Annotated in this window: 22 protein-coding genes and 1 riboswitch; of the genes, 10 read left to right on the top strand and 12 right to left on the bottom strand. The window is 69.4% G+C overall.

Features of this window, described 5'->3' with window-relative positions:
- Nucleotides 1-27: 27 nt before the first annotated feature.
- Both ACZ4N4_RS23210 and ACZ4N4_RS23205 read left to right on the top strand, forming a co-directional pair.
- Nucleotides 28-996 carry a diacylglycerol/lipid kinase family protein gene (locus tag ACZ4N4_RS23210; protein WP_453570987.1) on the top strand — a complete coding sequence of 323 codons (969 nt, stop codon included), beginning with the start codon at nucleotides 28-30 and terminating at the stop codon, nucleotides 994-996.
- Between the two features lie 320 nt (nucleotides 997-1316).
- Nucleotides 1317-1574 carry a WhiB family transcriptional regulator gene (locus tag ACZ4N4_RS23205; RefSeq protein WP_010353616.1) on the top strand — a complete coding sequence of 86 codons (258 nt, stop codon included), beginning with the start codon at nucleotides 1317-1319 and terminating at the stop codon, nucleotides 1572-1574.
- A gap of 206 nt (nucleotides 1575-1780) precedes the next feature.
- Here ACZ4N4_RS23205 and ACZ4N4_RS23200 read toward each other — a convergent pair whose 3' ends face one another.
- A complete protein-coding gene (locus ACZ4N4_RS23200) occupies nucleotides 1781-3247 on the bottom strand; it encodes a sensor histidine kinase (RefSeq protein WP_453570985.1) in 1467 nt (488 codons plus the stop codon).
- A gap of 574 nt (nucleotides 3248-3821) precedes the next feature.
- Between ACZ4N4_RS23200 and nagB the strand changes: the two genes are divergently transcribed.
- Nucleotides 3822-4607, top strand: coding sequence for a glucosamine-6-phosphate deaminase (gene nagB / locus ACZ4N4_RS23195; RefSeq protein WP_384480584.1), 786 nt, complete (start codon nucleotides 3822-3824; stop codon nucleotides 4605-4607).
- Nucleotides 4608-4740: 133 nt separating this feature from the next.
- Here nagB and ACZ4N4_RS23190 read toward each other — a convergent pair whose 3' ends face one another.
- The 4 genes from ACZ4N4_RS23190 to ACZ4N4_RS23175 all read right to left on the bottom strand — a co-directional run bounded on the left by ACZ4N4_RS23190 (nucleotide 4741) and on the right by ACZ4N4_RS23175 (nucleotide 9543).
- Nucleotides 4741-6225, bottom strand: coding sequence for a glycoside hydrolase family 3 protein (locus ACZ4N4_RS23190; RefSeq protein WP_467591614.1), 1485 nt, complete (start codon nucleotides 6223-6225; stop codon nucleotides 4741-4743).
- A 9-nt stretch (nucleotides 6226-6234) separates the two neighbouring features.
- Nucleotides 6235-7071 carry a carbohydrate ABC transporter permease gene (locus ACZ4N4_RS23185; protein ID WP_467591611.1) on the bottom strand — a complete coding sequence of 279 codons (837 nt, stop codon included), beginning with the start codon at nucleotides 7069-7071 and terminating at the stop codon, nucleotides 6235-6237.
- The gene (locus tag ACZ4N4_RS23180) at nucleotides 7068-8054 is read right to left on the bottom strand and encodes a carbohydrate ABC transporter permease (protein WP_467591609.1); all 987 of its coding nucleotides are present in this window, start codon (nucleotides 8052-8054) and stop codon (nucleotides 7068-7070) included. Before ACZ4N4_RS23180 ends, ACZ4N4_RS23185 begins: the two co-directional genes overlap by 4 nt.
- 202 nt (nucleotides 8055-8256) lie before the next feature.
- Nucleotides 8257-9543, bottom strand: a complete 1287-nt coding sequence (locus ACZ4N4_RS23175) for an extracellular solute-binding protein (protein WP_450755043.1) — start codon at nucleotides 9541-9543, stop codon at nucleotides 8257-8259.
- A 358-nt stretch (nucleotides 9544-9901) separates the two neighbouring features.
- Here ACZ4N4_RS23175 and ACZ4N4_RS23170 point away from each other — a divergent pair, with 358 nt between their 5' ends.
- From ACZ4N4_RS23170 to ACZ4N4_RS23145, 6 genes are all read left to right on the top strand, one after another.
- Nucleotides 9902-10666, top strand: a complete 765-nt coding sequence (locus ACZ4N4_RS23170) for a GntR family transcriptional regulator (RefSeq protein WP_450755041.1) — start codon at nucleotides 9902-9904, stop codon at nucleotides 10664-10666.
- Nucleotides 10667-10789: 123 nt separating this feature from the next.
- Entirely contained in the window at nucleotides 10790-11059 is a 270-nt protein-coding gene (locus ACZ4N4_RS23165) for a DUF3311 domain-containing protein (protein WP_450755039.1), read from the top strand.
- Complete coding sequence (gene mctP, locus ACZ4N4_RS23160; protein WP_453570967.1) at nucleotides 11056-12684, top strand: monocarboxylate uptake permease MctP; 1629 nt, start codon at nucleotides 11056-11058, stop codon at nucleotides 12682-12684. Before ACZ4N4_RS23165 ends, mctP begins: the two co-directional genes overlap by 4 nt.
- A gap of 134 nt (nucleotides 12685-12818) precedes the next feature.
- Nucleotides 12819-13355, top strand: coding sequence for a GNAT family N-acetyltransferase (locus ACZ4N4_RS23155; protein ID WP_467591604.1), 537 nt, complete (start codon nucleotides 12819-12821; stop codon nucleotides 13353-13355).
- Between the two features lie 23 nt (nucleotides 13356-13378).
- Nucleotides 13379-13503, top strand: a riboswitch (cobalamin riboswitch).
- 125 nt (nucleotides 13504-13628) lie between these two features.
- The gene (locus ACZ4N4_RS23150) at nucleotides 13629-16013 is read left to right on the top strand and encodes a ribonucleoside-diphosphate reductase subunit alpha (RefSeq protein ID WP_467591601.1); all 2385 of its coding nucleotides are present in this window, start codon (nucleotides 13629-13631) and stop codon (nucleotides 16011-16013) included.
- The gene (locus ACZ4N4_RS23145) at nucleotides 16013-17041 is read left to right on the top strand and encodes a ribonucleotide-diphosphate reductase subunit beta (RefSeq protein WP_467591598.1); all 1029 of its coding nucleotides are present in this window, start codon (nucleotides 16013-16015) and stop codon (nucleotides 17039-17041) included. Before ACZ4N4_RS23150 ends, ACZ4N4_RS23145 begins: the two co-directional genes overlap by 1 nt.
- Here the strand turns inward: ACZ4N4_RS23145 and ACZ4N4_RS23140 are convergent.
- Nucleotides 16954-17196, bottom strand: coding sequence for a hypothetical protein (locus ACZ4N4_RS23140; RefSeq protein ID WP_450755032.1), 243 nt, complete (start codon nucleotides 17194-17196; stop codon nucleotides 16954-16956). The genes ACZ4N4_RS23145 and ACZ4N4_RS23140 overlap by 88 nt on opposite strands.
- 93 nt (nucleotides 17197-17289) lie before the next feature.
- Between ACZ4N4_RS23140 and ACZ4N4_RS23135 the strand changes: the two genes are divergently transcribed.
- The gene (locus ACZ4N4_RS23135) at nucleotides 17290-18255 is read left to right on the top strand and encodes a helix-turn-helix domain-containing protein (protein ID WP_467591595.1); all 966 of its coding nucleotides are present in this window, start codon (nucleotides 17290-17292) and stop codon (nucleotides 18253-18255) included.
- 39 nt (nucleotides 18256-18294) lie between these two features.
- Here ACZ4N4_RS23135 and ACZ4N4_RS23130 read toward each other — a convergent pair whose 3' ends face one another.
- The 6 genes from ACZ4N4_RS23130 to ACZ4N4_RS23105 form a co-directional block, all read right to left on the bottom strand.
- The gene (locus ACZ4N4_RS23130; RefSeq protein WP_467591592.1) at nucleotides 18295-19674 is read right to left on the bottom strand and encodes a bifunctional albaflavenone monooxygenase/terpene synthase; all 1380 of its coding nucleotides are present in this window, start codon (nucleotides 19672-19674) and stop codon (nucleotides 18295-18297) included.
- Entirely contained in the window at nucleotides 19671-20756 is a 1086-nt protein-coding gene (gene cyc1 / locus ACZ4N4_RS23125; RefSeq protein ID WP_467591840.1) for an epi-isozizaene synthase, read from the bottom strand. Before cyc1 ends, ACZ4N4_RS23130 begins: the two co-directional genes overlap by 4 nt.
- A gap of 292 nt (nucleotides 20757-21048) precedes the next feature.
- Complete coding sequence (gene def, locus ACZ4N4_RS23120; RefSeq protein ID WP_351704917.1) at nucleotides 21049-21699, bottom strand: peptide deformylase; 651 nt, start codon at nucleotides 21697-21699, stop codon at nucleotides 21049-21051.
- 157 nt (nucleotides 21700-21856) lie between these two features.
- Nucleotides 21857-22837, bottom strand: coding sequence for a hypothetical protein (locus tag ACZ4N4_RS23115; RefSeq protein ID WP_360247898.1), 981 nt, complete (start codon nucleotides 22835-22837; stop codon nucleotides 21857-21859).
- Nucleotides 22838-22951: 114 nt separating this feature from the next.
- The gene (locus ACZ4N4_RS23110) at nucleotides 22952-24376 is read right to left on the bottom strand and encodes an HD-GYP domain-containing protein (RefSeq protein WP_467591589.1); all 1425 of its coding nucleotides are present in this window, start codon (nucleotides 24374-24376) and stop codon (nucleotides 22952-22954) included.
- Nucleotides 24373-25692 (bottom strand): HD-GYP domain-containing protein, encoded by a 1320-nt coding sequence (locus ACZ4N4_RS23105; RefSeq protein ID WP_467591586.1) that lies wholly within the window; start codon nucleotides 25690-25692, stop codon nucleotides 24373-24375. Before ACZ4N4_RS23105 ends, ACZ4N4_RS23110 begins: the two co-directional genes overlap by 4 nt.
- Between the last annotated feature and the right edge of the window lie 132 nt (nucleotides 25693-25824).

Here is a 25824-nt window from a genome sequence, read left to right as displayed (position 1 = left end):
TACTTCCCAGTAGGTACGCTGCAATCCATGCGTGCACTTCTCGTGGTCAATCCGGCGGCAACCACCACAAGCGCACGTAGGCGCGATGTCCTGATCCACGCGCTCGCGAGCGAGGTCGAACTGGAGGCCGTCACCACCGAGTACCGCGGCCACGCCCGTGACCTCGGCCGACAGGCGGCGGAGAGCGAAGACATCGACCTGGTCGTGGCCCTCGGCGGCGACGGTACGGTCAACGAGGTGGTCAACGGTCTCCTGCACGCCGGCCCCGACCCGGACCGGCTGCCCGGACTCGCCGTGGTCCCCGGCGGCTCCACCAACGTCTTCGCACGCGCTCTCGGCCTGCCCAACGACCCGGTCGAGGCCACCGGCGCCCTCCTCGACGCACTGCGTGAGAAACAGGAGCGGGTCGTCGGCCTCGGACTGACGGCCGGCACCCCCGGCACCGCGGACGAGGCGGCCCCGGCCCGCTGGTTCACCTTCAACGCCGGGCTCGGCTTCGACGCCGGCGTGGTCGGCCGGGTCGAGCAGCAGCGCGAGCTCGGCAAGAAATCGACGCACGCTCTGTATGTACGACAGGTCGTGCGGCAGTTCTTCGGTGAACAGCACCGCCGGCACGGCACGATCACCCTCGAACAGCCCGGCGCCGACCCGATCACGGATCTCGTGGTGGCGATAGTCTCGAACACCTCGCCCTGGACGTATCTCGGCAATCGCCCGATGTACACGTCGCCTAAGGCCTCGTTCGATAAAGGCATCGACGTACTCGGTCTCAGCCGCCTGTCGACCGCCGCGGTTGCCCGGTATGGCACCCAGTTGCTCACTTCGTCCCCCGAGCGCGGACCCCATGGCAAGCACGCCGTGTCCCTGCACGACCTGGACCAGTTCACCTTGCATTCGAAGGTCCCCCTCCCCCTTCAGATGGACGGCGACCACCTAGGACTGCGTACGAGCGTGACGTTCACAGGCGTACGCCGCGCACTGCGTGTGATTGTGTGAGCGGAACGGGCCAAAGTCCTTTCACTCGAACGTTTAGGCCAGGATCCACCCCATGGAAGTACGGCTGTGACCCAGTCGACACCGAGGAATCAAAAAAAACTTTCCGGAAGGGGTTGTATCCGTCGCTGAGGTTTGCGAGGCTCTACGTGGCGATCGGGACGGCCCGCAAGACCGGCCTCCACTGATCACCGGAATCCCACTTCAACTCACAGGACCCCTGCCAGGGAACCTGGCGGTCGGCCCTTCACTTGTTGAGGGATTCGTGAAAGCGTTCACATTCACAAGCAACGTGCATGTAATACCAAGGAGAGGTAGCAGCCATGGACTGGCGTCACAACGCCGTTTGCCGCGAGGAAGACCCCGAGCTCTTCTTCCCCATCGGCAACACCGGTCCTGCGCTGCTGCAGATCGAGGAAGCCAAGGCCGTCTGCCGTCGCTGCCCTGTTATGGACCAGTGCCTGCAGTGGGCGCTTGAGTCCGGTCAGGACTCCGGCGTCTGGGGTGGCCTCAGCGAGGACGAGCGTCGCGCGATGAAGCGCCGTGCCGCCCGCAACCGAGCCCGTCAGGCCACCGCCTGACGGTCCCACCCCTGGTGACAGCCTGAGCTTGGCGGCGCGTACAGCGAGTACGCATCTCCCGCCCCCGAGCCGCAGCGCGCAGTACCCCCGATGCGCTTAACAGCAGCAACGAGTAATAAGCCCCGGACCCACCAGGTCCGGGGCTCTTTGCTGTGCGCAGGGTCCCCGGCGCTGCGCCCCGGCGCCCGAAGTGCCCCCCGTTCGGGCTACTTCTGCGGCTGCACCGGAACGTCGAGGATCACCCGGGTCCCCCGCTCCGGCGCCGGCACCATGTCGAACGTACCGCCCAACTCGCCCTCCACCAGCGTCCGTACGATCTGCAGACCGAGGTTGCCGGAGCGGTGCGGGTCGAAGCCCTCGGGCAGACCGACGCCGTCGTCCTGGACGGTGACGAGGAGCCGGGACTCCTTGGTGGTGCCGCCGCGGACCGCCGTGACCTCGACGGTGCCGGTCTCGCCCTCGCGGAAGCCGTGTTCGAGGGCGTTCTGCAGGATCTCGGTGAGGACCATCGACAGCGGGGTCGCCACCTCGGCGTCGAGTATTCCGAAGCGTCCGGTGCGCCGGCCGGTGACCTTGCCCGGCGAGATCTCGGCGACCATCGCCAGCACCCGGTCGGCGATCTCGTCGAACTCCACGCGCTCGTCCAGGTTCTGGGAAAGCGTCTCATGCACGATCGCGATCGAGCCGACCCGTCGGACGGCCTCCTCCAGGGCCTCCCGGCCGCGCTCGGACTCGATCCGGCGGGCCTGCAGGCGCAACAGCGCGGCGACCGTCTGGAGGTTGTTCTTCACCCGGTGGTGGATCTCCCGGATGGTCGCGTCCTTGGTGATCAACTCGCGCTCACGGCGCCGGAGTTCGGTGACGTCCCGGAGCAGCACCAGGGAACCGATGCGGGTGCCCTTGGGCTTGAGCGGGATCGCCCGGAACTGGATCGCGCCGTCGCTGGACTCGATCTCGAACTCGCGCGGCGCCCAGCCGCTGGCGACCTTGGCGAGCGCCTCGTCCACCGGCCCCCGGGTGGGGGCGAGTTCGGCCGTGGTCCGGCCCAGGTGGTGACCGAGCAGGTCGGAGGCGAGGCCGAGGCGATGGTAGGCGGAGAGGGCGTTCGGGGAGGCGTACTGGACGATGCCGTCCGCGTCCAGCCGGATCAGACCGTCGCCGACACGCGGCGAGGCGTCCATGTCGACCTGCTGGTTCGGGAAGGGAAACGATCCGGCAGCGATCATCTGCGCCAGATCGGAAGCACTCTGGAGGTAGGTGAGCTCGAGCCGGCTCGGGGTGCGCACGGTCAGCAGGTTGGTGTTGCGGGCGATGACCCCGAGAACCCGGCCCTCACGCCGTACCGGGATGGACTCGACCCGTACGGGGACCTCCTCCCGCCACTCCGGGTCGCCCTCGCGGACGATCCGGCCCTCGTCCAGGGCGATGTCCAGCATGGGACGGCGGCCCCGCGGGACCAGATGGCCGACCATGTCGTCCTGGTAGGAGGTGGGGCCGGTGTTGGGGCGCATCTGCGCCACCGAGACATAGCGGGTGCCGTCCTCGGTGGGAACCCACAGGACCAGGTCGGCGAAGGAGAGGTCGGAGAGCAGCTGCCACTCCGAGACCAGCAGATGGAGCCACTCGAGGTCGGAGTCGTCGAGGGCGGTGTGCTGGCGGACCAGTTCGTTCATGGAGGGCACTCTGCGAGCGTACCCGCGGGTCTGTTCATGGCCTAAAAGCGGCCGGAAGCACCCGCGGGCCGCGGCGCCTGGGAGGGACCCTCAACCCTCCCGGCACCGCAGCCCGGAGCAGCAACGGCCACGGGGTGTGCGGTCCCGATCGGCCGAAGGCGAGGACCCGGGGCAGTCAGGGCAGAGAGCTCCGGTTCCTCGGTCCGTCCTCCTGTGCGGGGAAGACGGAAGAGTGTGATGACTGTGTCGTACGGTCCCGCCGTACTCCTTCAGTCCTCGTACGCAATTGTGGACTAGACCACGGTGTGTGTCCATGCGTTGGAGACTGTTGACAGCCGACGCGAACGCAGCGTAGCCCGCCGGAGGCGGCTGTGGGGCCCGAAGCGGAGCGGCAATTTCCGACACCCCGGCAGGCGGGCGGGATTTTTCCTTGATTCACCCGTTCTGACGTATTCACGTAACCTCGCACTTGTCCCCTTTTCCTGCACCCGCTCCCGGGGTGAGGGGGGCTGGTTCTGTTAGATTGGTCCCATCGGATTGGTCTAAACCACATAGACAGAACGGCAGGCCCAGCGTGGAAGTTGTCATCGTTCCGGACGCCGCCGCGGGTGGCGAGCTGATCGCCGAGGCCATGGCCCAGCTGCTCCGCCGCAAGCCGGACGCGCTGCTCGGGGTCGCCACCGGCTCGACCCCGCTGCCCATCTACCAGGCGCTCACCGCCAAGGTGCGGTCCGGTGCCGTGGACACCTCGCGGGCGCGGATAGCCCAGCTCGACGAGTACGTGGGGCTGCCGGCCGAGCATCCGGAGTCGTACCGGTCGGTGCTGCGGCGCGAGGTGCTGGAGCCGCTCGGGATCGGGATGGACGCGTTCCTCGGCCCCGACGGCGCGGCCGAGGACGTGCAGGCCGCCTGTGAGGCGTACGACGGGGCACTGGCGCAGGCAGGCGGCGTGGATCTGCAGTTGCTCGGGATCGGGACGGACGGGCACATCGGTTTCAACGAGCCGTGCTCGTCGCTGGCCTCGCGGACGCGGATCAAGACGCTCACCGAGCAGACCCGGGTCGACAACGCGCGGTTCTTCGACGGCGACATCTCGCAGGTGCCGCACCATGTGATCACCCAGGGGATCGGGACGATCCTGGAGGCGCGCCATCTGGTGCTGCTCGCGACGGGTGAGGGCAAGGCCGACGCGGTCGCGGCGACCGTGGAGGGGCCGGTCGCCGCGGTGTGTCCCGCGTCGGCGCTGCAGTTGCATCCGCATGCGACGGTGGTGGTGGACGAGGGTGCCGCGTCGAAGCTGAAGCTTGCCGACTACTTCCGGTACACCTTTGTCAACAAGCCCGCTTGGCAGGGGATTTAGCGGATCCGTCCGCCGGGTGCGGTGCGCTGCGGGCCGACCGTCGTGGCGGGTTGCCCGCGCCCACGCGGCGGAGCCGCATATCGACACAGCCCCGCCCCCCTGACGGGGCGTTACAGCGGACGGGGCGCTCCCGCTAGCGGGGGGCCATGACCTCCGCCGCCGCTGTGCCGCAGACCTGTGCCGCGCCATGGGTCGCGATGTGCAGGGCGCCTCTGGCGGGGGCCTGGGGGACGCCCATCTCGACCACGATCGTGTCGGGGCGGGACTTGAGGAGTACGTCCAGGGCCGCGGTCATCCAGGGGTGGCGGTGTTCGTCTCGGAGCACTGCCACGATCCTGCGGTCCCCGGCCGCCGACAGGGCCTCCTCGCCGGCGTGGTCACCCGTGAAGTCGGCCGTCTCCGTGCCGGGCAGCCGGCGGGAGAGTTCCGCCGCCACGCCCCAGGGGGTCTCCGTGCCCACCGCGATGTTGGACACCGGGGTGAACACGGCCACGAAGGGGGCCGAGGTCAGGGGCGGGCAGGGGTCGACGCGCGTCACATCGAGTGCTCGGCGGGCCGCGACCAGGCCGATGTCGGTGGCCGTGGGGTCCGGGTGGGCCCGCTCCGTCGTCGCCGTCCAGCGGGCCAGTGACCGTACCCGGTCCGCCGCCTCGGCCAGGCGCTCCTCGGGGAGTTCCCCGGAGCGGACCGCCGCGACCAGGGCGTCGCGCAGACGTCGTACCGTCTCCTCGTCCGCGAGACCGCCGCCCACGCAGATCGCGTCGGCGCCGGCGGCGATGGCCAGGACGCTGCCGTGTTCGATGCCGTACGTCGCGGAGATGGCCTGCATCTCCATGCCGTCGGTGACGATCAGGCCCTCGTAGCCGAGTTCGCCGCGCAGGAGGTCGGTGAGGATCGTGCGGGAGAGCGTGGCCGGCCGGTCCGGGTCCAGGGCCGGGACCAGGATGTGCGCGCTCATCACGGCGCGGGTGCCGGCTGCGATGGCGGCGCGGAAGGGGGCCAGCTCACGGGCGTGCAGGACGTCTGCGGTCGCGTCGATGCGGGGCAGCGCGAGATGCGAGTCGACGGCGGTGTCGCCGTGGCCCGGGAAGTGCTTGGTGCAGGCCGCCACCCCGGCCGACTGGAGGCCGGTGACATAGGCCGCCGTGTGGCGGGCGACCAGGGCCGGGTCGGCTCCGAAGGAACGGACACCGATGACCGGGTTGGCCGGGTTGGAGTTGACGTCGGCGGACGGGGCCCAGTTGAAGTTCACCCCGCAGGCCGCGAGGCGGCGGCCCAGTTCGAGGGCGACCTCCCGGGTCAGTTCCGCGTCGTCGACGGCGCCGAGGGCGTGGTTGCCGGGGAAGGAGGAGCCGGTGTGCACCTCGAGGCGGGTGACGTCGCCTCCCTCCTCGTCGATCGCCACCAGGACGTCGTCCCGTTCGGCGCGCAACTGGGCGGTGAGGGCCGCGAGTTGTTCGGGCGAGGCGATGTTGCGGCCGAACAGGCCGACGGCGGCGAGGCCTTCACCGAGCCGGCGCAGCAGCCAGTCGGGGGCGGTGGTGCCGGTGAAGCCGGGCTGGAGGACCGTCAGCGCGTCGCGCGTGAGTGTGTCCGTACCGCTGGCGAGTGTCGTCATCGGGTGGCGTTATCCCTTCACGGCGCCCGCGGTCAGGCCCGCGGCCATCTTGCGCTGGACGAGGAGGAAGAGGACGACGATCGGCACGGCCATCATGGTGGAGCCGGCCATCATCGGGGCGTATTCGGTGCCGTGCTTGGTGGTGAAGTTCGCGAGCCAGACGGTCGCCGTCTGGTGCTCCTGGCTGAGCAGCATCAGGGCGTAGATGTACTCGTTCCAGGCCTGGATGAAGGCGTAGACCGAGGTGGCGACCAGGCCGGGGGCCAGCAGCGGGAAGACCACCCGGATGAAGGCGCCGGTGCGGGAGCAGCCGTCGACCATCGCGGCCTCCTCCAGCTCCTTCGGGATGTTGACGATGAAGCCGCGCATGGTCCACACCGTGAACGGAAGGATGAAGGTCAGATAGGTGATGATCAGGCCGGTGAGCTTGTCGTACTGCCCCAGGTCGTTGAGGAGCAGGAAGACCGGGATGATCATGGCGACCAGCGGGACCATCTGGACCGCGAGGATGCCGACGATCACGACCTTGCGGCCGCGGAAGGCGAACCGGGAGATGGCCAGGGCGGCCAGCAGGCCGACGACCATGCCGATCGCCACGACGGACAGGGAGACGATCATGCTGCGGCCCACCGGGCCCCAGAAGTCGGCGATGTCCAGCGCGCGGCGGAAGTTGGACAGGGTCAGGCCCGTGGGCAGCAGGCTGGGGTCCGGGTCGATGGCGTCCTTCGCCGGCTTGAACGCCGTGTTCAGCATCCAGTAGACGGGGAAGCCGACGACGACGAAGACGAGAAGGCCTAGGAGGTTCCAGCCCAGGCGGGGTCCCCTGCGGGCGGCGGCGGTGCTCATTCGACCTCTCCGATCTTCAGCATCTGGCGCATGTACACGGCGACGACACCGAGCAGGAGGAGCACGGTGAGCAGGGCGATCGCGGAGCCCTGTCCGTAGTTGTTGACCACGAAGGCGCGGTCGTAGGAGTAGGTGGTCAGCAGCTGGAACTCGGGCTCGGGGTGGCCGCCGCGCATCACGAAGACCTGCGGGAAGACGCCCATGTCCCAGATGACCGACAGGGTCGTGAGCATCACGATGATCGGCTTGAGGATGGGGAGCGTGACGTAACGGAAGACGCCCCAGGCGCCCGCGCCGTCGAGGCGGGCGGCCTCCTCCAGCTCCGCCGGGACCTGGGTCAGACCGGCGCTCAGCGTGATGACCACGAAGGGCACCGCTCCCCAGACCACCAGGAGCATGATCACCGCGAGTCCCTGGGGTCCGCTGGCGAACCAGTTGTGGCCGATCAGGTCGACCCCGGGGACCTTGCTGAGCAGGGCGTTGAGGATGCCGTAGTCGGAGTCGAAGAGCCACTTGAAGAGCGTGGTGGCGACGATGACCGGCATGCCCCAGCTGGCCACCAGCACGATGTTGACCAGGGTCTTCACCCAGCCGGAGACCCGCTGCAGCAGCAGGGCGATGAGCATGCCGACGACCATGGTGGAGACCACGCTGCCGACCGCGAAGACGATCGTGCGCAGCACGACCTGCCAGAACTCGGTGTCGCCCAGCACGTCGGAGAAGTTCCCGAACCCGACCCACTCGGCCGACTTGAACCCCCACAGCTGGGACTGCCCGAACTCCTGGAAGGAGAGGGCGATCAGCCGGTAGAAGGGGTAGCCGAGCACCAGCCCGAGAATCGCCAGGCAGGGCGCGAGCAGCAGCCAGGGGACGGCGGGGCCGCCCGATCTCCGGTCGGTTCGTGGTCGTACCGGGGTGCCCGACGGTGGCGCCGGCCGCGGCGCCGGCACCTTGGCAGGTGTGGTCGTATCAGCGGCACTCATCGCGCGCTCCTAAACAGTTCAAGAAACGTCAGGCTGAGGCGCCTCTCAAGGGGCGCGGGGCGGTATCCATGTGCGGCTGCCGCCGCGCGGGCGCGACCAGCCCCAACCGGACCCGCAGCCGCCCCACGACCCGACGCGGCACCTTCTGAACTCACCCACCCGCCGGACCCGCCCCCCGTCGGCAGGTCCGGCCGGTGTCCGACTACTTGGTGTTGATGACCTTGTCGATCGCGGCGTCCGCGGTCTTGGCGGCCGCCTCGACCGTCTGCTTGCCGGTGCCGATGTTCTGCAGCATGGTCTGCAGGACCTGCGCCTTCTCGACCTGGCCCCAGCCCGGAGCCATCGGGACGAACCAGTTGGACTCGGCCGCGGTGGCCGGCACCGCGGTCGCCGGGTCGTTCTTCAGCGTCGCGAGGTCGGTCTTGTTGTTGGGCAGGTTGCCCTTGGCCATCAGGCCCTTCTGACCGGAGGGACCGGTGAACGCGTTGATCCACTCGGCGGCGACGCCCTGCGCCTTGGACTTCACCGGGATGGCGAGGTCGGAGCCGCCCAGGAAGACCGGCATGTTCTTGCCGGACGGGCCGGGCATCACGAAGTTGACGAGGTTGTCCTTCAGCTTGCCGCCGGTCTTGTCGTTCTTCGGGTCGGCCGCGGTGGCACCCTCCCACGCGGCGCCGAAGATCATCGACGACTTGCCCTGGCCGTAGACGATGTACCGGTCGGACTCGTCCTTGGTCTTGTCACCGTGCATGTACTTGTCGATGACGTTCTTGAACTCGGTGAGGCCCTTGATGGACTCGGGCGAGGAGAGGTTGCCCTTCCACTGGCCGCCGGACTCCGCGGCGATGGAGCCGCCGGCGTCGTAGACGAAGGACATGGCCGCGTACCAGTCGCGGGTGGGCTGGTACCAGGCGCTGAACTTGCCGCCTTCCTTCTTCTGGATCTTGTCCAGGTCGGCGGTCAGCTCGGTGTAGGTCTTCGGGGTGGTCTTGACGCCGGCCGAGGCGGCGATGTCCTTGCGCCAGTTGGCGACGCGGCCACCGGCGTAGTACGGCACGCCGTAGGTCTTGCCGTCGTAGGTCACCGAGGCCTTGAGGCCGTCGAGCCACTGGCCGGAGTTGGTGAACTGGGAGGCGTCGACGGGGGCGAAGGCGCCCTTGACCATGTAGCCGAGCATCTCGGTGTTGCCCATCTCGACCACGTCGGGGGCCTTGTCCGTGGCGAGGACGGCGTCCAGCTTGGTGTTCTTGTCCGGCCAGCCGTAGTACTCGTGCTTGATCTTGATGCCGGGGTGCTTCTTCTGCACGGCCGCGTCGGCGGCCTTCACCAGGTCGGGCCAGTTGTTCTGGGCGTCCACGGTGAGCCAGACGGTCAGCTCCTTGGCGTCCGCCCCCTGCGCCTTGTTGTCGTCCTTCTTGTCACTGCCACACGCCGCGATGGAGACGACCATGCCCGCGATACCAATCGCGGCTATCAGCTTGCGCTTCACGCCACCCTCCTCAGGGATGCCACATACCCCCCTGCCTCCCCGCGCGAGCGTTGGGCCGGGACCTGGACCAATGGTGTAGACCAGTGCGGGAAGCTTGGCCCAGACCACCAGGCCTGTCAAGGGTGGTCGAATGGGCTCCGACCAGCCGTTATGCGACCTACATATGCAGGAACCTTTAAGTAAGAAGCCCTCGAAAACCCGGGGCGCGGACGAGACAATTCCGGTAGACCACTAGAGTGGTGGACTAGACCAAAAGAGCCCGCGGCGGTATACAGAGGGGATCACGCAGCGTGCTGGGGATATCCCGGTACGCTGCCGTGCCACGAAGTGGCCGGATCAGGAGCCGGGAAGGCGGAGCATGAGCACCGACGTCAGCAGTGCGGAGAACGAGAGCGGGACAGCCGTCCGTACCGCGCGTGTGCCCAAGTACTACCGCCTGAAGAAACATCTCCTCGAAATGACGGAGACACAGGCGCCCGGCACCCCGGTCCCGCCCGAGCGCACACTGGCCGCCGAGTTCGACACCTCCCGCACCACCGTCCGCCAGGCCCTCCAGGAGCTGGTCGTCGAGGGCCGCCTGGAACGCATCCAGGGCAAGGGCACCTTCGTGGCCAAGCCGAAGGTCTCCCAGGCACTCCAGCTGACCTCGTACACCGAGGACATGCGCGCCCAGGGCCTGGAGCCGACCTCGCAGCTGCTGGACATCGGCTACATCACCGCCGACGACCGGCTCGCCGGCCTGCTCGACATAACGGCGGGCGGGCGCGTGCTGCGCATCGAGCGGCTGCGCATGGCCAACGGCGAGCCCATGGCCATAGAGACCACGCACCTGAGCGCCAAGCGCTTTCCGGCCCTGCGCCGTTCCCTGGTCAAGTACACGTCCCTCTACACCGCCCTCGCCGAGGTGTACGACGTCCACCTCGCCGAGGCCGAGGAGACCATCGAGACCTCGCTGGCCACCCCGCGCGAGGCCGGCCTGCTCGGCACCGACGTGGGCCTGCCGATGCTGATGCTCTCCCGGCACTCCCTGGACCGCGAGGGCCAGCCCGTGGAGTGGGTGCGCTCGGTGTACCGCGGCGACCGCTACAAGTTCGTGGCCCGGCTGAAGCGTCCCCGGGACTGACGCGGGGCGCCTTTCACAGAATCGACATGCCGATAGCCGGACAGCTACTTCCGCTCCGGTGACGCCGTGACCTAGATTGCCTGCGCATTACACAGGCGAACGGTGAGGGGACGGAGCCGCGGTATGTCGGATGTACCTGAAGTGAGGCAGCCGGTGGTGACACCGATACGCGTGGTCATCACCGTCTGCCTCGTCGCGCCCTTCGTGGCGATGCTGTGGGTGGGCTCCTACGCCAAGACGGACCCGACGTTCATCGGGATCCCGTTCTTCTACTGGTACCAGATGCTGTGGGTCCTGATATCCACCGCGCTCACGATGACCGCGTACCAGCTGTGGCAGCGTGACCAGCGCGCCCGCAAGTCCGAGAGCACGAGCGGGGGTGCGCAGAAGTGAAGGACGGTGTGAACGGCGTCGCGCTCGGCGTCTTCATCTTCTTCTTCCTGGCCGTCACGGCCATGGGTTTCCTGGCCGCGCGGTGGCGCAAGGCCGAGAACGAGCACTCCCTCGACGAATGGGGCCTGGGCGGCCGGTCGTTCGGCACCTGGGTCACCTGGTTCCTGCTCGGCGGCGACCTGTACACGGCGTACACCTTCGTCGCCGTACCGGCGGCGATCTACGCGGCGGGCGCGGCCGGCTTCTTCGCGGTGCCGTACACGATCCTCGTCTACCCGCTGATCTTCACGTTCCTGCCCCGCCTGTGGTCGGTCTCCCACAAGCACGGCTACGTGACGACCTCGGACTTCGTGCGCGGGCGCTTCGGCTCCAAGGGCCTCTCGCTCGCCGTCGCCCTGACCGGCATCCTGGCGACGATGCCCTACATCGCGCTCCAGCTCGTCGGCATCCAGGCCGTCCTCGACGTCATGGGCGTCGGCGGCGGCGACGGCACCAACTGGTTCGTGAAGGACCTCCCGCTGCTCATCGCCTTCGGCGTGCTGGCGGCGTACACCTACTCCTCCGGTCTGCGGGCGCCCGCGCTCATCGCGTTCGTGAAGGACGGGCTGATCTACCTCGTCATCGCGGTGGCGATCATCTACATCCCGATCAAGCTGGGCGGCTTCGACGACATCTTCGCCAAGGCCGGCCACGCGTTCGCCCAGGTCAACCCGGCCACCGGCAAACCACGCGGGGCGCTCGCACCACCCGAGGCCGGGCAGTGGACCTACGCCACCCTGGCCCTGGGCTCCGCGCTCGCGCTGTTCATGTACCCGCACTCGATCACCGCGACGCTCTCCTCCCGCAGCCGTGACGTGATCCGCCGCAACACCACGATCCTGCCGCTGTACTCCCTGATGCTGGGCCTGCTCGCGCTGCTCGGCTTCATGGCCATCGCGGCCGGCGTCAAGGTCACCAACGGCCAGCTGGCGATCCCCCAGCTGTTCGAGAACATGTTCCCGGACTGGTTCGCGGGTGTGGCCTTCGCGGCGATCGGCATCGGCGCCCTGGTCCCGGCGGCCATCATGTCCATCGCGGCCGCGAACCTCTTCACCCGCAACATCTACCGGGACTTCATCAAGCCGGACGCCACACCGAAGCAGGAGGCCCAGGTCTCCAAGCTGGTGTCGCTACTGGTGAAGGTCGGCGCGCTGGTCTTCGTGCTCACCATGGACAAGACGGTCGCCATCAACTTCCAGCTGCTGGGCGGTATCTGGATCCTGCAGACCTTCCCGGCCCTGGTGGGCGGCCTGTTCACCCGCTGGTTCCACCGCTGGGCCCTGCTGGCGGGCTGGGCGGTCGGCATGGTCTACGGCACGGCCGCGGCGTACGGCGTGGCCTCCCCCACCCAGAAGCACTTCGGCGGCTCGGCCAAGGAGATCCCGGGCATCGGCGAGATCGGCTACATCGGCCTCACGGCGTTCGTGATGAACGTGGTGGTGACCGTGGTCCTGACATTCGTCCTGAAGGCCCTCAAGGCCCCCGAGGGCATCGACGAGACCAAGACGGAGGACTACACGGCGGACGCGGGCGACCCGGGAGTGGAAGCCGAACTCCCGCCGGCTGTCGCGGAGGGCGCACACTAGAGCACCCCGACAGGAGCGCGGGGCTGTATCAATATGCGGCTCCGCCGCGTATGCGCGAGCAACCACCCACAAACCGCAGCGGGCCGCCGAAAATCAAGCACAACGGCGGCCCGCTGTCGTGCACACTCACGCGCATGACGATCCTGATCCGGGAAGCGCAACCCACGGAATACGACATCCTCGGCGAACTGACAGCTGAGGCCTACCTCCGGGACGGCCTCCTCGACTTCGGCGAGAGCGATTCCTATCTCACCGAACTCAGGGACGTCGCGAAACGGGCAGCCGCGGCCACCGTTCTCGTCGCCGTGAACGGCAACGCCCTCCTCGGCGGAGTCACGTTCGTCCCCGGTCCCGGCCCGATGGCCGACCTCGCCGTCCCCGGAGAGGCCGAGATCCGGATGCTCGCCGTCGACCGGGCCGCCCGCGGCCAGGGGGCCGGCGAGGCGCTCGTCCGCGCCTGCGTCGACCGCGCACGCGCTCTGGACGGCTGCGAGAAGGTCGTCCTGTCGACCCAGCGCACCATGGAATCCGCCCACCGGATCTACGAACGCCTCGGCTTCGTCCGCACACCCGAGCGGGACTGGAATCCCTTGCCGCAGCTGGACGACATCACTCTCGTCACCTATGAGTTGACGCTGCGAGACGGTTCGCGACACAACATGTGGGGGTGACACCGCGACCCGGCACTAGATGTATGCTCATGCTCGCTGTCGCCGCAGGGGAATCCGGTGCGAATCCGGAACTGTCCCGCAACGGTGTACTTGCGCACATCTGTGCACAAGCGTCAGTCCGAGGACCTGCCGACAGCACGCCCGGCCGTCCGGCCCGGGTGTTCTGACGTCCGGGTCTCGTGGAGTGGGCCGGGGACGCGACACGCGTGCGTGCGCTCGTGTGCTGCCTCCTGCCCTCCGCCAGGCCCCGTGCCGAGCGAGGGAGAGCCCCACGTGACCATCGCGCCAGCCGAACCGGCTTCAGCGACCATCTCTGTGGACGAGGACGGTCCCGGCACCGCGTTGCTGCGGACCCTGACCGGGCTGACCGCCGACCTCCCCGACGCCGACCCCGGCCGGGTCGCCGCCGCCGCGTTGCGCGGCCGGTCCGCGCGGGCCGACGAGTCGGAGTTGCGCGAGCTGGCCACCGAGGCGGCGGCCGGTCTCATCTCCGAGGACCCCGCCTACTCCCGGCTCGCCGCCCGGCTGCTGACGATCTCGATCCGTGCCGAGGCCGCCTCGCAGGGCGTGACGTCCTTCACCGAGTCCGTCGCCGTCGGACACCGCGAGGGCCTCATCGCGGACCGCACCGCCGAGTTCGCGCGCCTGCACGCGGCCCGCCTGGACGCCCTGGTCGACCCGGACGCCGACGACCGTTTCGGCTACTTCGGACTGCGCACCCTGCACAGCCGTTACCTGCTCCGGCACCCGATCACCCGCAAGGTCATCGAGACCCCCCAGCACTTCCTGCTCCGGGTCGCCGCCGGCCTCGCGGATGACACCGTGCTTGATTCGAAGACGGGCACTCACGCCCTGGACGAGGTCGCCGCGCTCTACCGGCTCATGAGCCGCCTCGACTACCTCCCCTCCTCCCCCACCCTCTTCAACTCCGGCACCCGGCACCCCCAGATGTCGTCCTGCTATCTCCTCGACTCCCCGAAGGACGAGCTGGACTCCATCTACGACCGGTACCACCAGGTGGCCCGGCTCTCGAAGCACGCCGGTGGCATCGGTCTCTCCTTCTCCCGGATCCGCTCCCGCGGTTCGCTGATCCGCGGCACCAACGGGCACTCCAACGGCATCGTGCCGTTCCTCAAGACGCTCGACGCCTCGGTCGCCGCGGTGAACCAGGGCGGCCGGCGCAAGGGCGCGGCCGCGGTCTACCTGGAGACCTGGCACTCCGACATCGAGGAGTTCCTGGAGCTGCGCGACAACACCGGTGAGGACGCCCGGCGTACGCACAACCTGAACCTCGCGCACTGGGTCCCGGACGAGTTCATGCGCCGGGTGAACGCCGACGGGCAGTGGTCCCTGTTCTCCCCGGCCGACGTGCCGGAGCTGGTGGACCTGTGGGGCGACGCGTTCGACGCGGCCTACCGCAAGGCCGAGGCCGATGGGCTCGCGCGCAAGACCATCCCGGCCCGTGACCTGTACGGCCGGATGATGCGCACCCTCGCGCAGACCGGCAACGGCTGGATGACCTTCAAGGACGCGGCGAACCGGACCGCGAACCAGACGGCCACGCCTGGCCATGTCGTCCACTCCTCCAACCTCTGCACGGAGATCCTGGAGGTCACGGACGACGGCGAGACGGCGGTCTGCAACCTGGGCTCCGTGAACGTCGGCGCGTTCGTGGACACGGCGAGCGGTGACATCGACTGGGAGCGGCTGGACGAGACCGTCCGTACCGCGGTCACCTTCCTCGACCGGGTCGTCGACATCAACTTCTACCCGACCGAGCAGGCGGGCCGCTCCAACTCCAAGTGGCGTCCCGTGGGCCTCGGTGCCATGGGCCTGCAGGACGTCTTCTTCAAGCTGCGGCTGCCCTTCGACTCCGCCGAGGCCAAGGCGCTCTCCACCCGGATCGCCGAGCGGATCATGCTCGCCGCGTACGAGGCCTCCGCCGACCTCGCCGAGCGCGGCGGCCCGCTGCCGGCCTGGGAGAAGACCCGTACGGCACAGGGTGTGCTGCACCCCGACCACTACGGCGTCGAGTTCAGCTGGCCGGAGCGCTGGGCGGCGCTGCGCGCGCGGATCGCGACGACCGGTCTGCGCAACAGCCTGCTGCTCGCCATCGCGCCCACCGCCACCATCGCGTCGATCGCCGGTGTCTACGAGTGCATCGAGCCACAGGTCTCGAACCTCTTCAAGCGCGAGACGCTGTCCGGTGAGTTCCTCCAGGTCAACTCCTACCTGGTGCAGGAGCTCAAGGACCTCGGCGTCTGGGACGCCCGCACCCGGGAGGCGCTGCGCGAGGCCAACGGCTCGGTGCAGGACTTCGCGTGGATCCCGGCGGACGTCCGGGCGCTGTACCGCACGGCGTGGGAGATCCCGCAGCGCGGTCTGATCGACATGGCCGCGGCCCGCACCCCGTACCTGGACCAGGCCCAGTCCCTGAACCTGTTCCTGGAGACGCCGACCATCGGCAAGCTCTCCTCGATGTACGCGTACGCCTGGAAGTCGGGCCTGAAGACGACGTACTACCTGCGCTCGCGCCCGGCGACCCGGATCGCCCGTGCCGCGCAGGCCCAAGCCACCGTTCCCGCCCAGCAGACGGCCCCCGAAGACGCGGTCGCCTGCTCCCTGGAAAACCCCGAGTCCTGCGAGGCCTGCCAGTAATGACCAGCAACACCAAGGCTGCGACATCCAAGTACCTGCTCGACCCGGGCTTCGAGCTGACTCTCCGCCCGATGCGCTACCCGGACTTCTACGAGCGCTACCGGGACGCCATCAAGAACACCTGGACCGTCGAGGAGGTGGACCTCCACTCGGACGTCGCCGACCTCGCCAAGCTCAGCCCCTCCGAGCAGCACCTGATCGGCCGCCTCGTCGCCTTCTTCGCGACCGGTGACTCGATCGTGGCGAACAACCTGGTGCTGACGCTGTACAAGCACATCAACTCCCCCGAGGCGCGGCTCTACCTGAGCCGCCAGCTGTTCGAGGAGGCCGTGCACGTCCAGTTCTACCTGACCCTCCTGGACACCTACCTCCCCGACCCGGAGGACCGCACGGCCGCGTTCGCCGCGGTGGAGAACATCCCGTCCATCCGGGAGAAGGCCGGGTTCTGCTTCAAGTGGATGGACTCGGTGGAGAACCTGGACCGGCTGGAGTCCAAGGCCGACCGCCGCCGCTTCCTGCTCAACCTGATCTGCTTCGCCGCGTGCATCGAGGGCCTGTTCTTCTACGGCGCCTTCGCGTACGTCTACTGGTTCCGCAGCCGGGGTCTGCTGCACGGTCTCGCCACGGGCACCAACTGGGTGTTCCGTGACGAGACGATGCACATGAGCTTCGCGTTCGACGTGGTCGACACGGTCCGCAAGGAGGAGCCGGAGCTCTTCGACGACGAGCTTCAGCAGCAGGTCACCGACATGCTGCGGGAGGCCGTCGAGGCGGAGCTGCAGTTCGCCCGTGACCTGTGCGGTGACGGCCTGCCCGGCATGAACACCGACTCGATGCGCCAGTACCTGGAGTGCGTCGCCGACCAGCGGCTCGGCCGCCTCGGCTTCGCTCCGGTGTACGGCTCGGAGAACCCGTTCTCCTTCATGGAGCTGCAGGGCGTTCAGGAGCTGACGAACTTCTTCGAGCGGCGCCCGTCCGCGTACCAGGTCGCGGTGGAGGGCACCGTCGACCTGGACGAGGACTTCTGAGCCTGCTGCTCCCCGCGGTCCTCGTGGGCCTCCCTGATCTGCCGGTCGATGCGCCTGTCGCGCAGGACGCCGAGCACGGACGGGAGGGCCATGAGGACCAGGATGCCGAGGACCAGGACCATTCCGACGAGACCTTCGATCTGGTTTCCGTTCATGGACACCACTGTCGCGCCGAATACTCCTTACCGTGAGTGGCAGCACTGCCATGCACCCTCGAATTACTGCCAGCGACGAGGCACACTGGCAGCATGCTGACGAACGTGGCCGCGGTACTCCTGGACGGTGTGCACCCCTTCGAGCTCGGAGTGGTCTGCGAGGTCTTCGGACTCGACCGCTCCGACGAGGGGCTGCCGGTGTACGACTTCGCGGTGGTCTCGGCGGAGGGGCCGTCGCTCGGCACCCATGTGCCGGGCCTCACCGTCTCCACGCCGTACGGTCTGGACCGGCTGGAGGAGGCCGATCTGATCGCGGTGCCGGCCTCGGACTCCAATGTCGAGCGGGGCTACCCGCCCGAGCTGCTCGACGCGCTGCGCCGGGCGGTGGAGCGGGGTGCCCGGGTGCTGAGCGTGTGTTCCGGCGTCTTCGTCCTCGGCGCGGCCGGGCTGCTGGACGGGCGCCGGTGCGCCGTGCACTGGCGGCACGCGCGGCTGCTGGGCCGCCGTTTCCCGCACACCCGGGTCGAGCCGGACGTGCTGTACGTCGACGAGGACCCGGTGATCACCTCGGCGGGCACCGCGGCCGGTATCGACGCCTGTCTGCACATCGTCCGCAAGGAACAGGGCCCCGAGGTCGCCAAGAAGATCGCCCGGCGGATGGTGGTGCCCCCGCACCGGGACGGCGGCCAGGCCCAGTACATCGAGCGCCCGCTGCCGGAGGGCCCCTGCGACACGGTCGGCGAGGTGCTGGCCTGGATGGCGGAGCATCTCGACGAGGAGGTCACCGTCGAGCAGCTGGCCGGCCGCGCCCTGATGGCCCCGCGCACCTTCGCCCGCCGCTTCCAGCAGGAGACCGGCACCACGCCGTACCGCTGGATCCTGCGGCAGCGGGTGCTGCTGGCCCAGGAGTTGCTGGAGGGGACCGACGAGACGATGGACGCCGTCGCGGGCCGCACCGGCTTCGGTACGGCGGCCGCGCTGCGGCACCAGTTCGTGAAGGAACTGGGCACCACGCCGAACGCCTACCGGCGCGCGTTCCGGGGCCCGCAGGCCGCCTGAGCGCGCGCCGGTATCAGGAGTCACCCGCCGGTAGGCCGGTCACCAGGGCACGGGCGTGAGCAGCAGCCGCTGCGGCCGCAGGGTGATGCCCACCCGGGTGGCGTCATCGGAGCCGGGGACCTGCTCGAAGCGGTACCTGGCGCACAGCGCCGCCGTGATCAGGCTGAGTTGGGTCATGGAGAAGTGGTCGCTGGGGCACTTGCGGTTGCCGACGCTGAAGGGGCTCATGGCGTACTTCGGCACTTCCCGGGCCCGCTCCGGAAGCCAGCGGTCCGGGTCGAAGTCGAGGTGCGCGTCGTACGAGTGGGCGTCCCGCTGGATGGCGTAGGGGCTGTAGACGATGTCGGCCCCCGCCGGAATGCGATAGCCGCCGAGCTCGGTGTCGGCCTTGGCGCGCCGCGTCAATATCCATACGGCCGGCCGCAAACGCATCGCCTCGACGACGACATTGTTGGTGTGCGTGAGCTGCCGAACGTGCTCGAATCCAACCGGTCGACCTCCTGTCACGGATTCGACCTCGGTCCGTACCTTCTCGGCGTGTTCCGGATGTTCGGCGAGGACCTGGAGCAGCCACATGATCGTGGAAGCGACAGTTTCGCTACCGGGGGTGAGTATCGCGACGACCTGGTCGTGGATCTCCTGTTCCCCGATGGGCTCGCCATTCTCGTCCTTCGCCGCCAGCAATGCCGTCAGCAAATCGTCCGGATTTTGACCAGATGCCCGGCGCTCGGCGACGATCTCGTCGACGAGGAGATGCAAATCGGCCAGTGCCCGGTTGAATTCGCGGTTGGCCGGCAACGGCAGCCGGTACAGCGGACCGAGTGGTACGACCATCCGCCGGTACATACCGCGGAACACGCTCGCGAGGTCGACGCTCAGCCGCTCCGCGCGCTCGTCCATGTACTCGCCGCGCAGCAGGCAGCGGGCGGCGATGCGGACCGCGACCCGGAAGGACTCCGAGGTGCAGTCGACGGTCTCGCCGGGCTGCCAGCGCTCGGTCAGCGCGTGCGCCTCCTCCTCCATGATCGGCCCGTAGTCGGGGATCGCGGAGAGGTTGAACGCGGGCTGGATGGTGCGGCGCTGGCGGCGGTGGCGGGGGCCGTTGGCGGTGGCCACGCCCTCCTTGCCGAGCAGTCCCTCCAGGGACTCCCAGAGCGGGCCGGCGATGATGAAGTCGGGGTTGAGGGCGAGGGCCCCGGTGAGCGCCGGGGTGGTGACGGCGTAGACCTCCTTGGGGCCGAGGCGCAGGCGCACCATGTCGCCGTCGGCGCGCAGCCGGGACATGAAGGCCAGTGGGTCGCGGACCAGCTGCCAGCCGTGGCCGAGCATCGGCACACCGCCGCCGGCGAGGGGCGGTTCGCGCAGTTCACCGTGTTCGGAAGCCTCCGCGGTCGCGGGCTTCACGGACTCGACGGTCATTTCTCACCTGCCGCTTCGTTGTTGACGTACGGGGGCGTGGACCGGTCGTCCCAGCTGTCGACCATGTATCGGCCGGATTCGTGGTGGAACCAGTAGACGGAACTGAACCAGTTCCGCATATTGGCGACACAGGCCAGGACCGCGGCACCGAGTTCCTTTCCGCGCACGGTGCCGTCGTCGAGCTGTTCGGCAAATCGATGAGCGGTCCGCTCGGCGTCCAGGAATTCGCTTATGCATTCCCCGACGCGTCGCCCGACTTCCTCGACCGCCTTTTCCAGGCTCATTCCCTCGTGGGTGACGAGACTGATTCCGAGATTGTGCACCTCATCGCCCGCTATTTCCTTGGGCAGCGAGCAGAGGTCGTTGTACCAGGCCGCGAATTCCTGACTGAGCAACGCCGGACGGCGGTATGCAGGGTTCTTGCGCACGGCGTCCGGGAGTTCTGTCCCGGCACTCGGCTCAAGGAGGTCCGTCCATATCCAGTGGGCGAAGGTCAGGCGCCGCAGGGCGAGGTATTCCTCCACCTCCGGGACGTATCCCGTGGTGCGGTTGCGGTACTCGCGGTCGTAGGCCTCGATCACCTCGTGGAAGTGGCGGGCGAACCGCTGGTTCCAGGTCCCCGGCAGGAACGAGTACAGCCGGGCGACACTGTCCGCGAACCCCGCGACCAGGGTGTCCGGGTGGTGCAGATGGTGCAGCGGCGCATCGAGGGCCGTGTGCAAACGGAACCTCAGCCGCCGCCAGTCGGCCGCGCGGCCGTGCACGACGTCACGGTCGTGCCGGTCGTCCCAGGCGAAGAACCAGGCGCTGTAGTCGCATATCGCCTGGATCACCTCGTCGGACGCGCCCAGGTAGTACCCGGCCATGAGGTCGGTATAGCAAAGGCCATCGGCATATTCCTGCACCTTGTCGGCCGGCATCAGCCGCTTTTCCAGCAGCCAGAGGCGGGTCTTCTCCTGGAGCTGTGGCCAATACGGATGCAGTTGCCGAGGAAACTCGGCCTCGATCACGGGCAGGGCGAGTTGTGGTGGAACCGCGATCGCCGTCGGCGTCGATGTGGTGCTGTGTGAGAAAGCGTGCACGAACATACCCCTCTCAGCCGCCAGGTGCGCACACCCCTCCCGCTGTGCCGGGCGTGCGCCGTTGCGTATCCCCGCACTTCCATTCAGCACCACAACTGACCGGTCTGGGAACGGATTTGCTCCATTCACTACCCCACGATGCCGCGAATCTCCCCTTGTGTGACTGATTAGGAATCGCTAGGGGCGCACAAAGGATCGAATGTACGACGGACAGGCGAACGAGTCTGACCGAACATGACGAACGCCTGGCCGGGGCGATCCCGACCAGGCGTCACAACCGTCCTTGTCCGTCTCAGTCGTTGGCGACCACGGGGTAGCGGGGCTCGTTCTCGGCCATCTGCCGCAGGGCGTCCTTGCGCTCGCGCTTGGAGAGCCGGTCGATGTACAGGTACCCGTACAGGTGATCGGTCTCGTGCTGCAAACACCGAGCGAAGTAGCCGGTGCCGCGCACCTTGATCGGGTTGCCCTGCTCGTCCTGGCCGGTGACCTCGGCGTAGTCGGGCCGGGCCAGCGGGGCGTAGGCGGTCGGCACCGAAAGGCAGCCCTCGTTGCTGTCGTCCAGCCGCCGCTTGTCCGCCGGCAGGTCGACCAGCTTCGGGTTGCACACCACACCCACGTGCCGGGCGCCCTCGTCGTCCTGGCAGTCGTAGACGAAGACCTTCAGGTCGACGCCGATCTGGTTGGCGGCGAGGCCGACGCCCTCGGCGGTCCGCTGGCTGGCGAACATGTCGGCGACCAGCTGCGCCAGCTCGTCCCCGAACTCGGTGACGTCCTTGCACTCCTTGTGCAGCACCGGGTTCCCGACGACGGTGATGGGCCGCGAGGTCCCCCGCGCACGCCAGGCGTTCTCGCGCTCCTCGGTCCCCTCGGTGTCGACGACGAACCCGTCGTCATCCACGGGGAGCACGCCCACGTGCTGCTGATCGGTGTCCTGCTGCGCCATGACCGCGGTAAGCCTTCCTGGGTAAAACAAGGGGGATGTTGCTGATACAGGGTACGGGGAGTGGCCTGTCTTTCAGGGGCGCGGGACTATGTCCGATATGCGGCTGCCGCCGCGTGGGCGCGGGCAACCACGACGAATCCGCACCCGAAACACGGCCTCAGCAGACCTCTTCCAGATCCCGCCAGTCCCGGGAGTCAGGGCTGTCCGCGACCCACCCGTCCAGCAACCCCCTCACCAGCGCAGCCGGCGCAGCCACCCCGCACTCCCGCTCCGGTACCCACAACTGCCCGTCCGTCCGGTGTCCCAGCGGCCCCGGATGCCCCGGCTCACTGTGATCGTGGGGATCCAGATGCACCCCGTCGCCCTCGTCGGACGGCATCCGCGACTCGGAGCACATCCGGCACAGCAGCCGCACCGAGGAGGACCAGTCCTCCGCCGCGAACCCGGCGTCGCCGGCCAGCTGCTCCAGCGCGTCCCGGTCCGCCTCCGTCGCCGCCTCCAGCAGCACCACCCAGGTCGGCACCGGCGACGGCGCCCACAGCTCGATCTCGTCGAAGACGGGGTACGCGTGCCCGGTCGCCGTGGTGCGCTCGCCGTGCGGCACCCCGTCGTGCAGCACGACCTCGCCCCAGCGCCGCCCGGACGACGGCAGCGGGATGGACTGCACCTCGATGCGGGCGGGGTCCAGCCGCCGCCCCCACACCACCTCGGCCTCCCCCTCCGGGGACAGCCGTACGGCGGCGCTGCCCAGGTCCATCCCGTCCGGCTCGGCGGAGGCGGTGGCACCGCCGGGCACCCGCAGCCCGTACGCCTGCCAGGCCCGCCGGGCCAGCGGCCAGTCCTGCAGTGCGGTCGCGGCGATCCCGACGTTCCACCAGTCGGGCGCCCCGGCCTCCCGGTCGAGGAGGGCCACCGCCCGCAGTCCGGCGGCCCGCGCCTGCTCCCAGTCGTGCCGGAACTTGTGCAGCAGGGCGAGGTTGAACCAGGACTCGGACAGCCAGGGTTCCAGGTCGGCAGCGCGTGTCAGCAGTTCGCCCGCGTCCTCGTACCGGCCGTCGCCGATGAGCGTGAACGCGCGGTCGGTGGCCTGCCGCCAGGAGGCGGAGGGCCGGTGCCGTCCCTTGCCGAAGATCCTCACGATTCCCGCCTGCCAGTTCCATTTCCGCACAGTGGGCTGGCTTGTGCCCCCGGACATCACCCTCTCCCTCGCATCCAACCACGTACGACGGGAGGGCCGCTCATTACCCATGGGTTACCCAGCCGCGCGCAAGGTCAGACAGTCTCTGGAGAGCACGCGGGCCAGGGACTCCACGACCTCGGGAGCGTAGTCCCCCGCGGTGGCCAGCCGTAACTCCTCCAGCGCGGTCAGCGGCCCGCCGGGCCCGGAGTCCCGGGTCTTCTCCTCGTACGCGTTGACGACCCGCACGATCCGCGCGGCGAGCGGCTGCTCCCGGTACGGGTCGGCCTGCCGCTCCACGACCACGGCGACCGCCGCGTCCACCCCGGTCTGCCGTACGACGGCTCCGCCGAGCAAGGCTATCCGGCGCTGTTCCGCCGGCGCCAGGGCGGCCGTGGCCCCGGCCGGCACCGGGTCGACCAGGCTCAGCTGGCCGATGTCGTGCATCAGCGCCGCGTACTCCAGCACGGTCAGCTCCGCTCCGGACAGCCCCAGGTCCCGCCCGACGGCCTGGCTCAGCGTGGCGACCCGGCGGGCGTGTCCGGCCGGGGTGTACCCCGCTATCTCGGTGGCGCGGGCCAGGGAGGCGATGGTCTGCCGGTAGGTGGCCCGGACGGCCGCGTACCGGCGCAGGGACAGCTGGGTCAGCAGGAGGGGCAGGCAGAAGACGGGCAGCGCCCAGAGGCCGACGACGGCGACGGCCAGCGCCATCACCGCGCCGGTGGCGCAGACGGCGGACCCGATGCCGAGCAGTCCGCGCAGTTCGTCCCGCAGCAGCGGCCCGAACGGCCATCCGGAGCGGGAGTGTGCCTGCGCGGCGGCGAGGACGGCGTCGCACAGCGCGGTGAGCACCAGCAGCGCGATCAGCAACAGCGCGTACGCCGGTCCACGCCACTGCTCCAACACGCCCCTGCTGTAGAGGGGTTGGAAGCAGACGGCGGCGAAGCCGACGGTGAGCACCCGGCGGGCGAGCCGGTCGAGGGTGGGCCGGCGGCCGTCGGCTATGTGGGGCACGCTGCCGAGCAGCGAGGCCGCGCAGACGACGGTGACGATCTGAAAGGCCCCGTCGTGCGTGGTGGCCCCGCCATCGGCACCGAGCAGGGCGTAGGCGAGCCCTCCGGCGGCCGCGAGCGGAGCGGCCTCCAGGGTCTCGGTCCCGGTCCGCCGGCTGAGCTCGCCGACGGCGACGAGCCCCCCGAAGGCGAGCGCGATCTCCCCATCGGCGAGTCCCGCCCAGAGCGTGCCGCCGAAACAGCCGAGGACGAGAAGGAGCGCGGCGCCCCGGATGCCCCGGAGGACGCCGGGAGGACGGAACCCCGATCCGGCGGCCCCACCGGCAGCCCCGGCTCCACCGCCGGGGAACCCGGCCGGACCACCACCGAGCCCACGCCCGCCGTCGTCGGCGGTGGCCCCGGACGACCCCTCCCGCGTGGACCCCGCAGTCGCGGCGGCGTCCGGGGCCGTCCGGTTCGGGGCGGGCGAGGGGTCGTCGGACGTCATGGGGTCCCCCGGCCCACGCTCTGGGCCTCGCCGATCGGACGACTGGGAACCGGTGGGTCGGGTGGGACGTCGTCGGCGGTCACCGCGGGGTGCCAGCCCTGTCTGGCCAACGCCCGGGCCAGGGCGTCGACGGCCCGCGCGTCGAACTGCCGGCCGGCGCAGCGTCGTAGCTCCTGCACCGCCACCGCCACCGGCCGGGCCCGGCTGTAGGAGCGGGTCGAGGTCATCGCGTCGAACGCGTCGGCGACGGCCACCACGCGCGCGGACTCGGGGATCTGACTGCCGGCCAGACCGTAGGGGTAGCCGCTGCCGTCGATGCGCTCGTGGTGGTGGAGGATCGCCGCCCGGGCCTCGCCGAGGAAGGAGATCCCGCGCACCATCTCGTGGCCGTACTCGGGATGGAGCTCGATGATCCGCCGTTCGTCCGGGGTGAGCGGCCCGTCCTTGCGCAGCAGCCGGGTCGGGACGCCCAGTTTCCCCACGTCGTGCAGGATCCCGGCGAAGCGGAGCACCTCCACCCGCTCGTCGTCCATGCCCAGCTCGCGCGCGATCATCACGGAGGCCTGTCCGACCCGCTCACTGTGCCCGCGGGTGTAGCCGTCCTTGATGTCGACGGCCTGTACGAGCGCGCGGATGGTGGCCTGGTGGGCGGCCCGTTCCCGGTGGTACTGGGCGAACGCCCACCAGGACACGCACATCGGCAGCAGGACGAGCAGCGCGGCGACGGGACCGAAGGGGCTGCGCCAGAGCACGGCCATCATCAGCCCGGCGAGCCCGTGCGCCCCGATCGGCGCGAGGGAGCGGGAGAGCAGCCCGCGCCAGGCCCGGCGTGCCGGCACGCGCTCGGCCAGGGCGAGGATCCCGCCGTCCAGCAGTGCGAGCACCCCGCAGAAGGCGAGTACCGCAGCCGCACACGGCAGCAGCGCGTACGGGAAGTCGCAGCCCACGACGGAGTCCCGGCCGCCCAGGGCCCAGTGGACCCGCCCCGCTCCCCACACGGCGAGCGTCAGTTCGGCGGCCCGCCAGATCCGCCGTAGCGCCCGTGGCCGCTGCTCGACGTACGAGAGCAACGCACCCGGCAGCGGTACCAGCGCGGCGGCCGGCGGTGGCAGCAGGAAGGCACCGGCGAGCAGCACCGGGTAGAAGGTGCCGCCGAGCCGCCGTCGTACGACGTGCTCGCAGACCGCGTACAGCGCGGCCAGCAGGGCCACCGCCCACCAGGGTGTACGCAGGGCGGGCAGGGGCAGCAGACAGCACAGGGCGCAGAGGGCGACACAGGCCACGTAGGCGCGCACCCGTGCCGGAACCGCCTCCATCTCGCCCCTCCCCCGACCATGCCTGTCCAGGCTCCGGAGCCTAGGCGGGAGCCGGAGGGGCCGGGGGTTATGACCGGAGGATTAGCACATTCGGGTGACGGACCACCGGGGGCGGCACCGTCCGGCGAGGAG

The organism is Streptomyces sp. NPDC026538, assembly GCF_055567535.1.
The sequence above is the reverse complement of the archived record's forward strand: the minus strand, read 5'-3'. Positions and strand labels throughout refer to the sequence as shown.

Bases quoted from the DNA above. Each gene is read 5' to 3' on its own strand.
- ACZ4N4_RS23165 (WP_450755039.1), top strand. From the start codon at position 10,790: ATGTCGGATGTACCTGAAGTGAGGCAGCCGGTGGTGACACCGATACGC.
- ACZ4N4_RS23105 (WP_467591586.1), bottom strand. From the start codon at position 25,692: ATGGAGGCGGTTCCGGCACGGGTGCGCGCCTACGTGGCCTGTGTCGCC.
- ACZ4N4_RS23140 (WP_450755032.1), bottom strand. From the start codon at position 17,196: ATGAACGGAAACCAGATCGAAGGTCTCGTCGGAATGGTCCTGGTCCTC.
- ACZ4N4_RS23200 (WP_453570985.1), bottom strand. From the start codon at position 3,247: ATGAACGAACTGGTCCGCCAGCACACCGCCCTCGACGACTCCGACCTC.
- ACZ4N4_RS23180 (WP_467591609.1), bottom strand. From the start codon at position 8,054: ATGAGTGCCGCTGATACGACCACACCTGCCAAGGTGCCGGCGCCGCGG.
- ACZ4N4_RS23155 (WP_467591604.1), top strand. From the start codon at position 12,819: ATGACGATCCTGATCCGGGAAGCGCAACCCACGGAATACGACATCCTC.
- ACZ4N4_RS23170 (WP_450755041.1), top strand. From the start codon at position 9,902: ATGAGCACCGACGTCAGCAGTGCGGAGAACGAGAGCGGGACAGCCGTC.
- ACZ4N4_RS23205 (WP_010353616.1), top strand. From the start codon at position 1,317: ATGGACTGGCGTCACAACGCCGTTTGCCGCGAGGAAGACCCCGAGCTC.
- ACZ4N4_RS23190 (WP_467591614.1), bottom strand. From the start codon at position 6,225: ATGACGACACTCGCCAGCGGTACGGACACACTCACGCGCGACGCGCTG.
- ACZ4N4_RS23110 (WP_467591589.1), bottom strand. From the start codon at position 24,376: ATGACGTCCGACGACCCCTCGCCCGCCCCGAACCGGACGGCCCCGGAC.
- def (WP_351704917.1), bottom strand. From the start codon at position 21,699: ATGGCGCAGCAGGACACCGATCAGCAGCACGTGGGCGTGCTCCCCGTG.
- ACZ4N4_RS23135 (WP_467591595.1), top strand. From the start codon at position 17,290: ATGCTGACGAACGTGGCCGCGGTACTCCTGGACGGTGTGCACCCCTTC.
- ACZ4N4_RS23130 (WP_467591592.1), bottom strand. From the start codon at position 19,674: ATGACCGTCGAGTCCGTGAAGCCCGCGACCGCGGAGGCTTCCGAACAC.
- ACZ4N4_RS23210 (WP_453570987.1), top strand. From the start codon at position 28: ATGCGTGCACTTCTCGTGGTCAATCCGGCGGCAACCACCACAAGCGCA.
- ACZ4N4_RS23185 (WP_467591611.1), bottom strand. From the start codon at position 7,071: ATGAGCACCGCCGCCGCCCGCAGGGGACCCCGCCTGGGCTGGAACCTC.
- ACZ4N4_RS23145 (WP_467591598.1), top strand. From the start codon at position 16,013: ATGACCAGCAACACCAAGGCTGCGACATCCAAGTACCTGCTCGACCCG.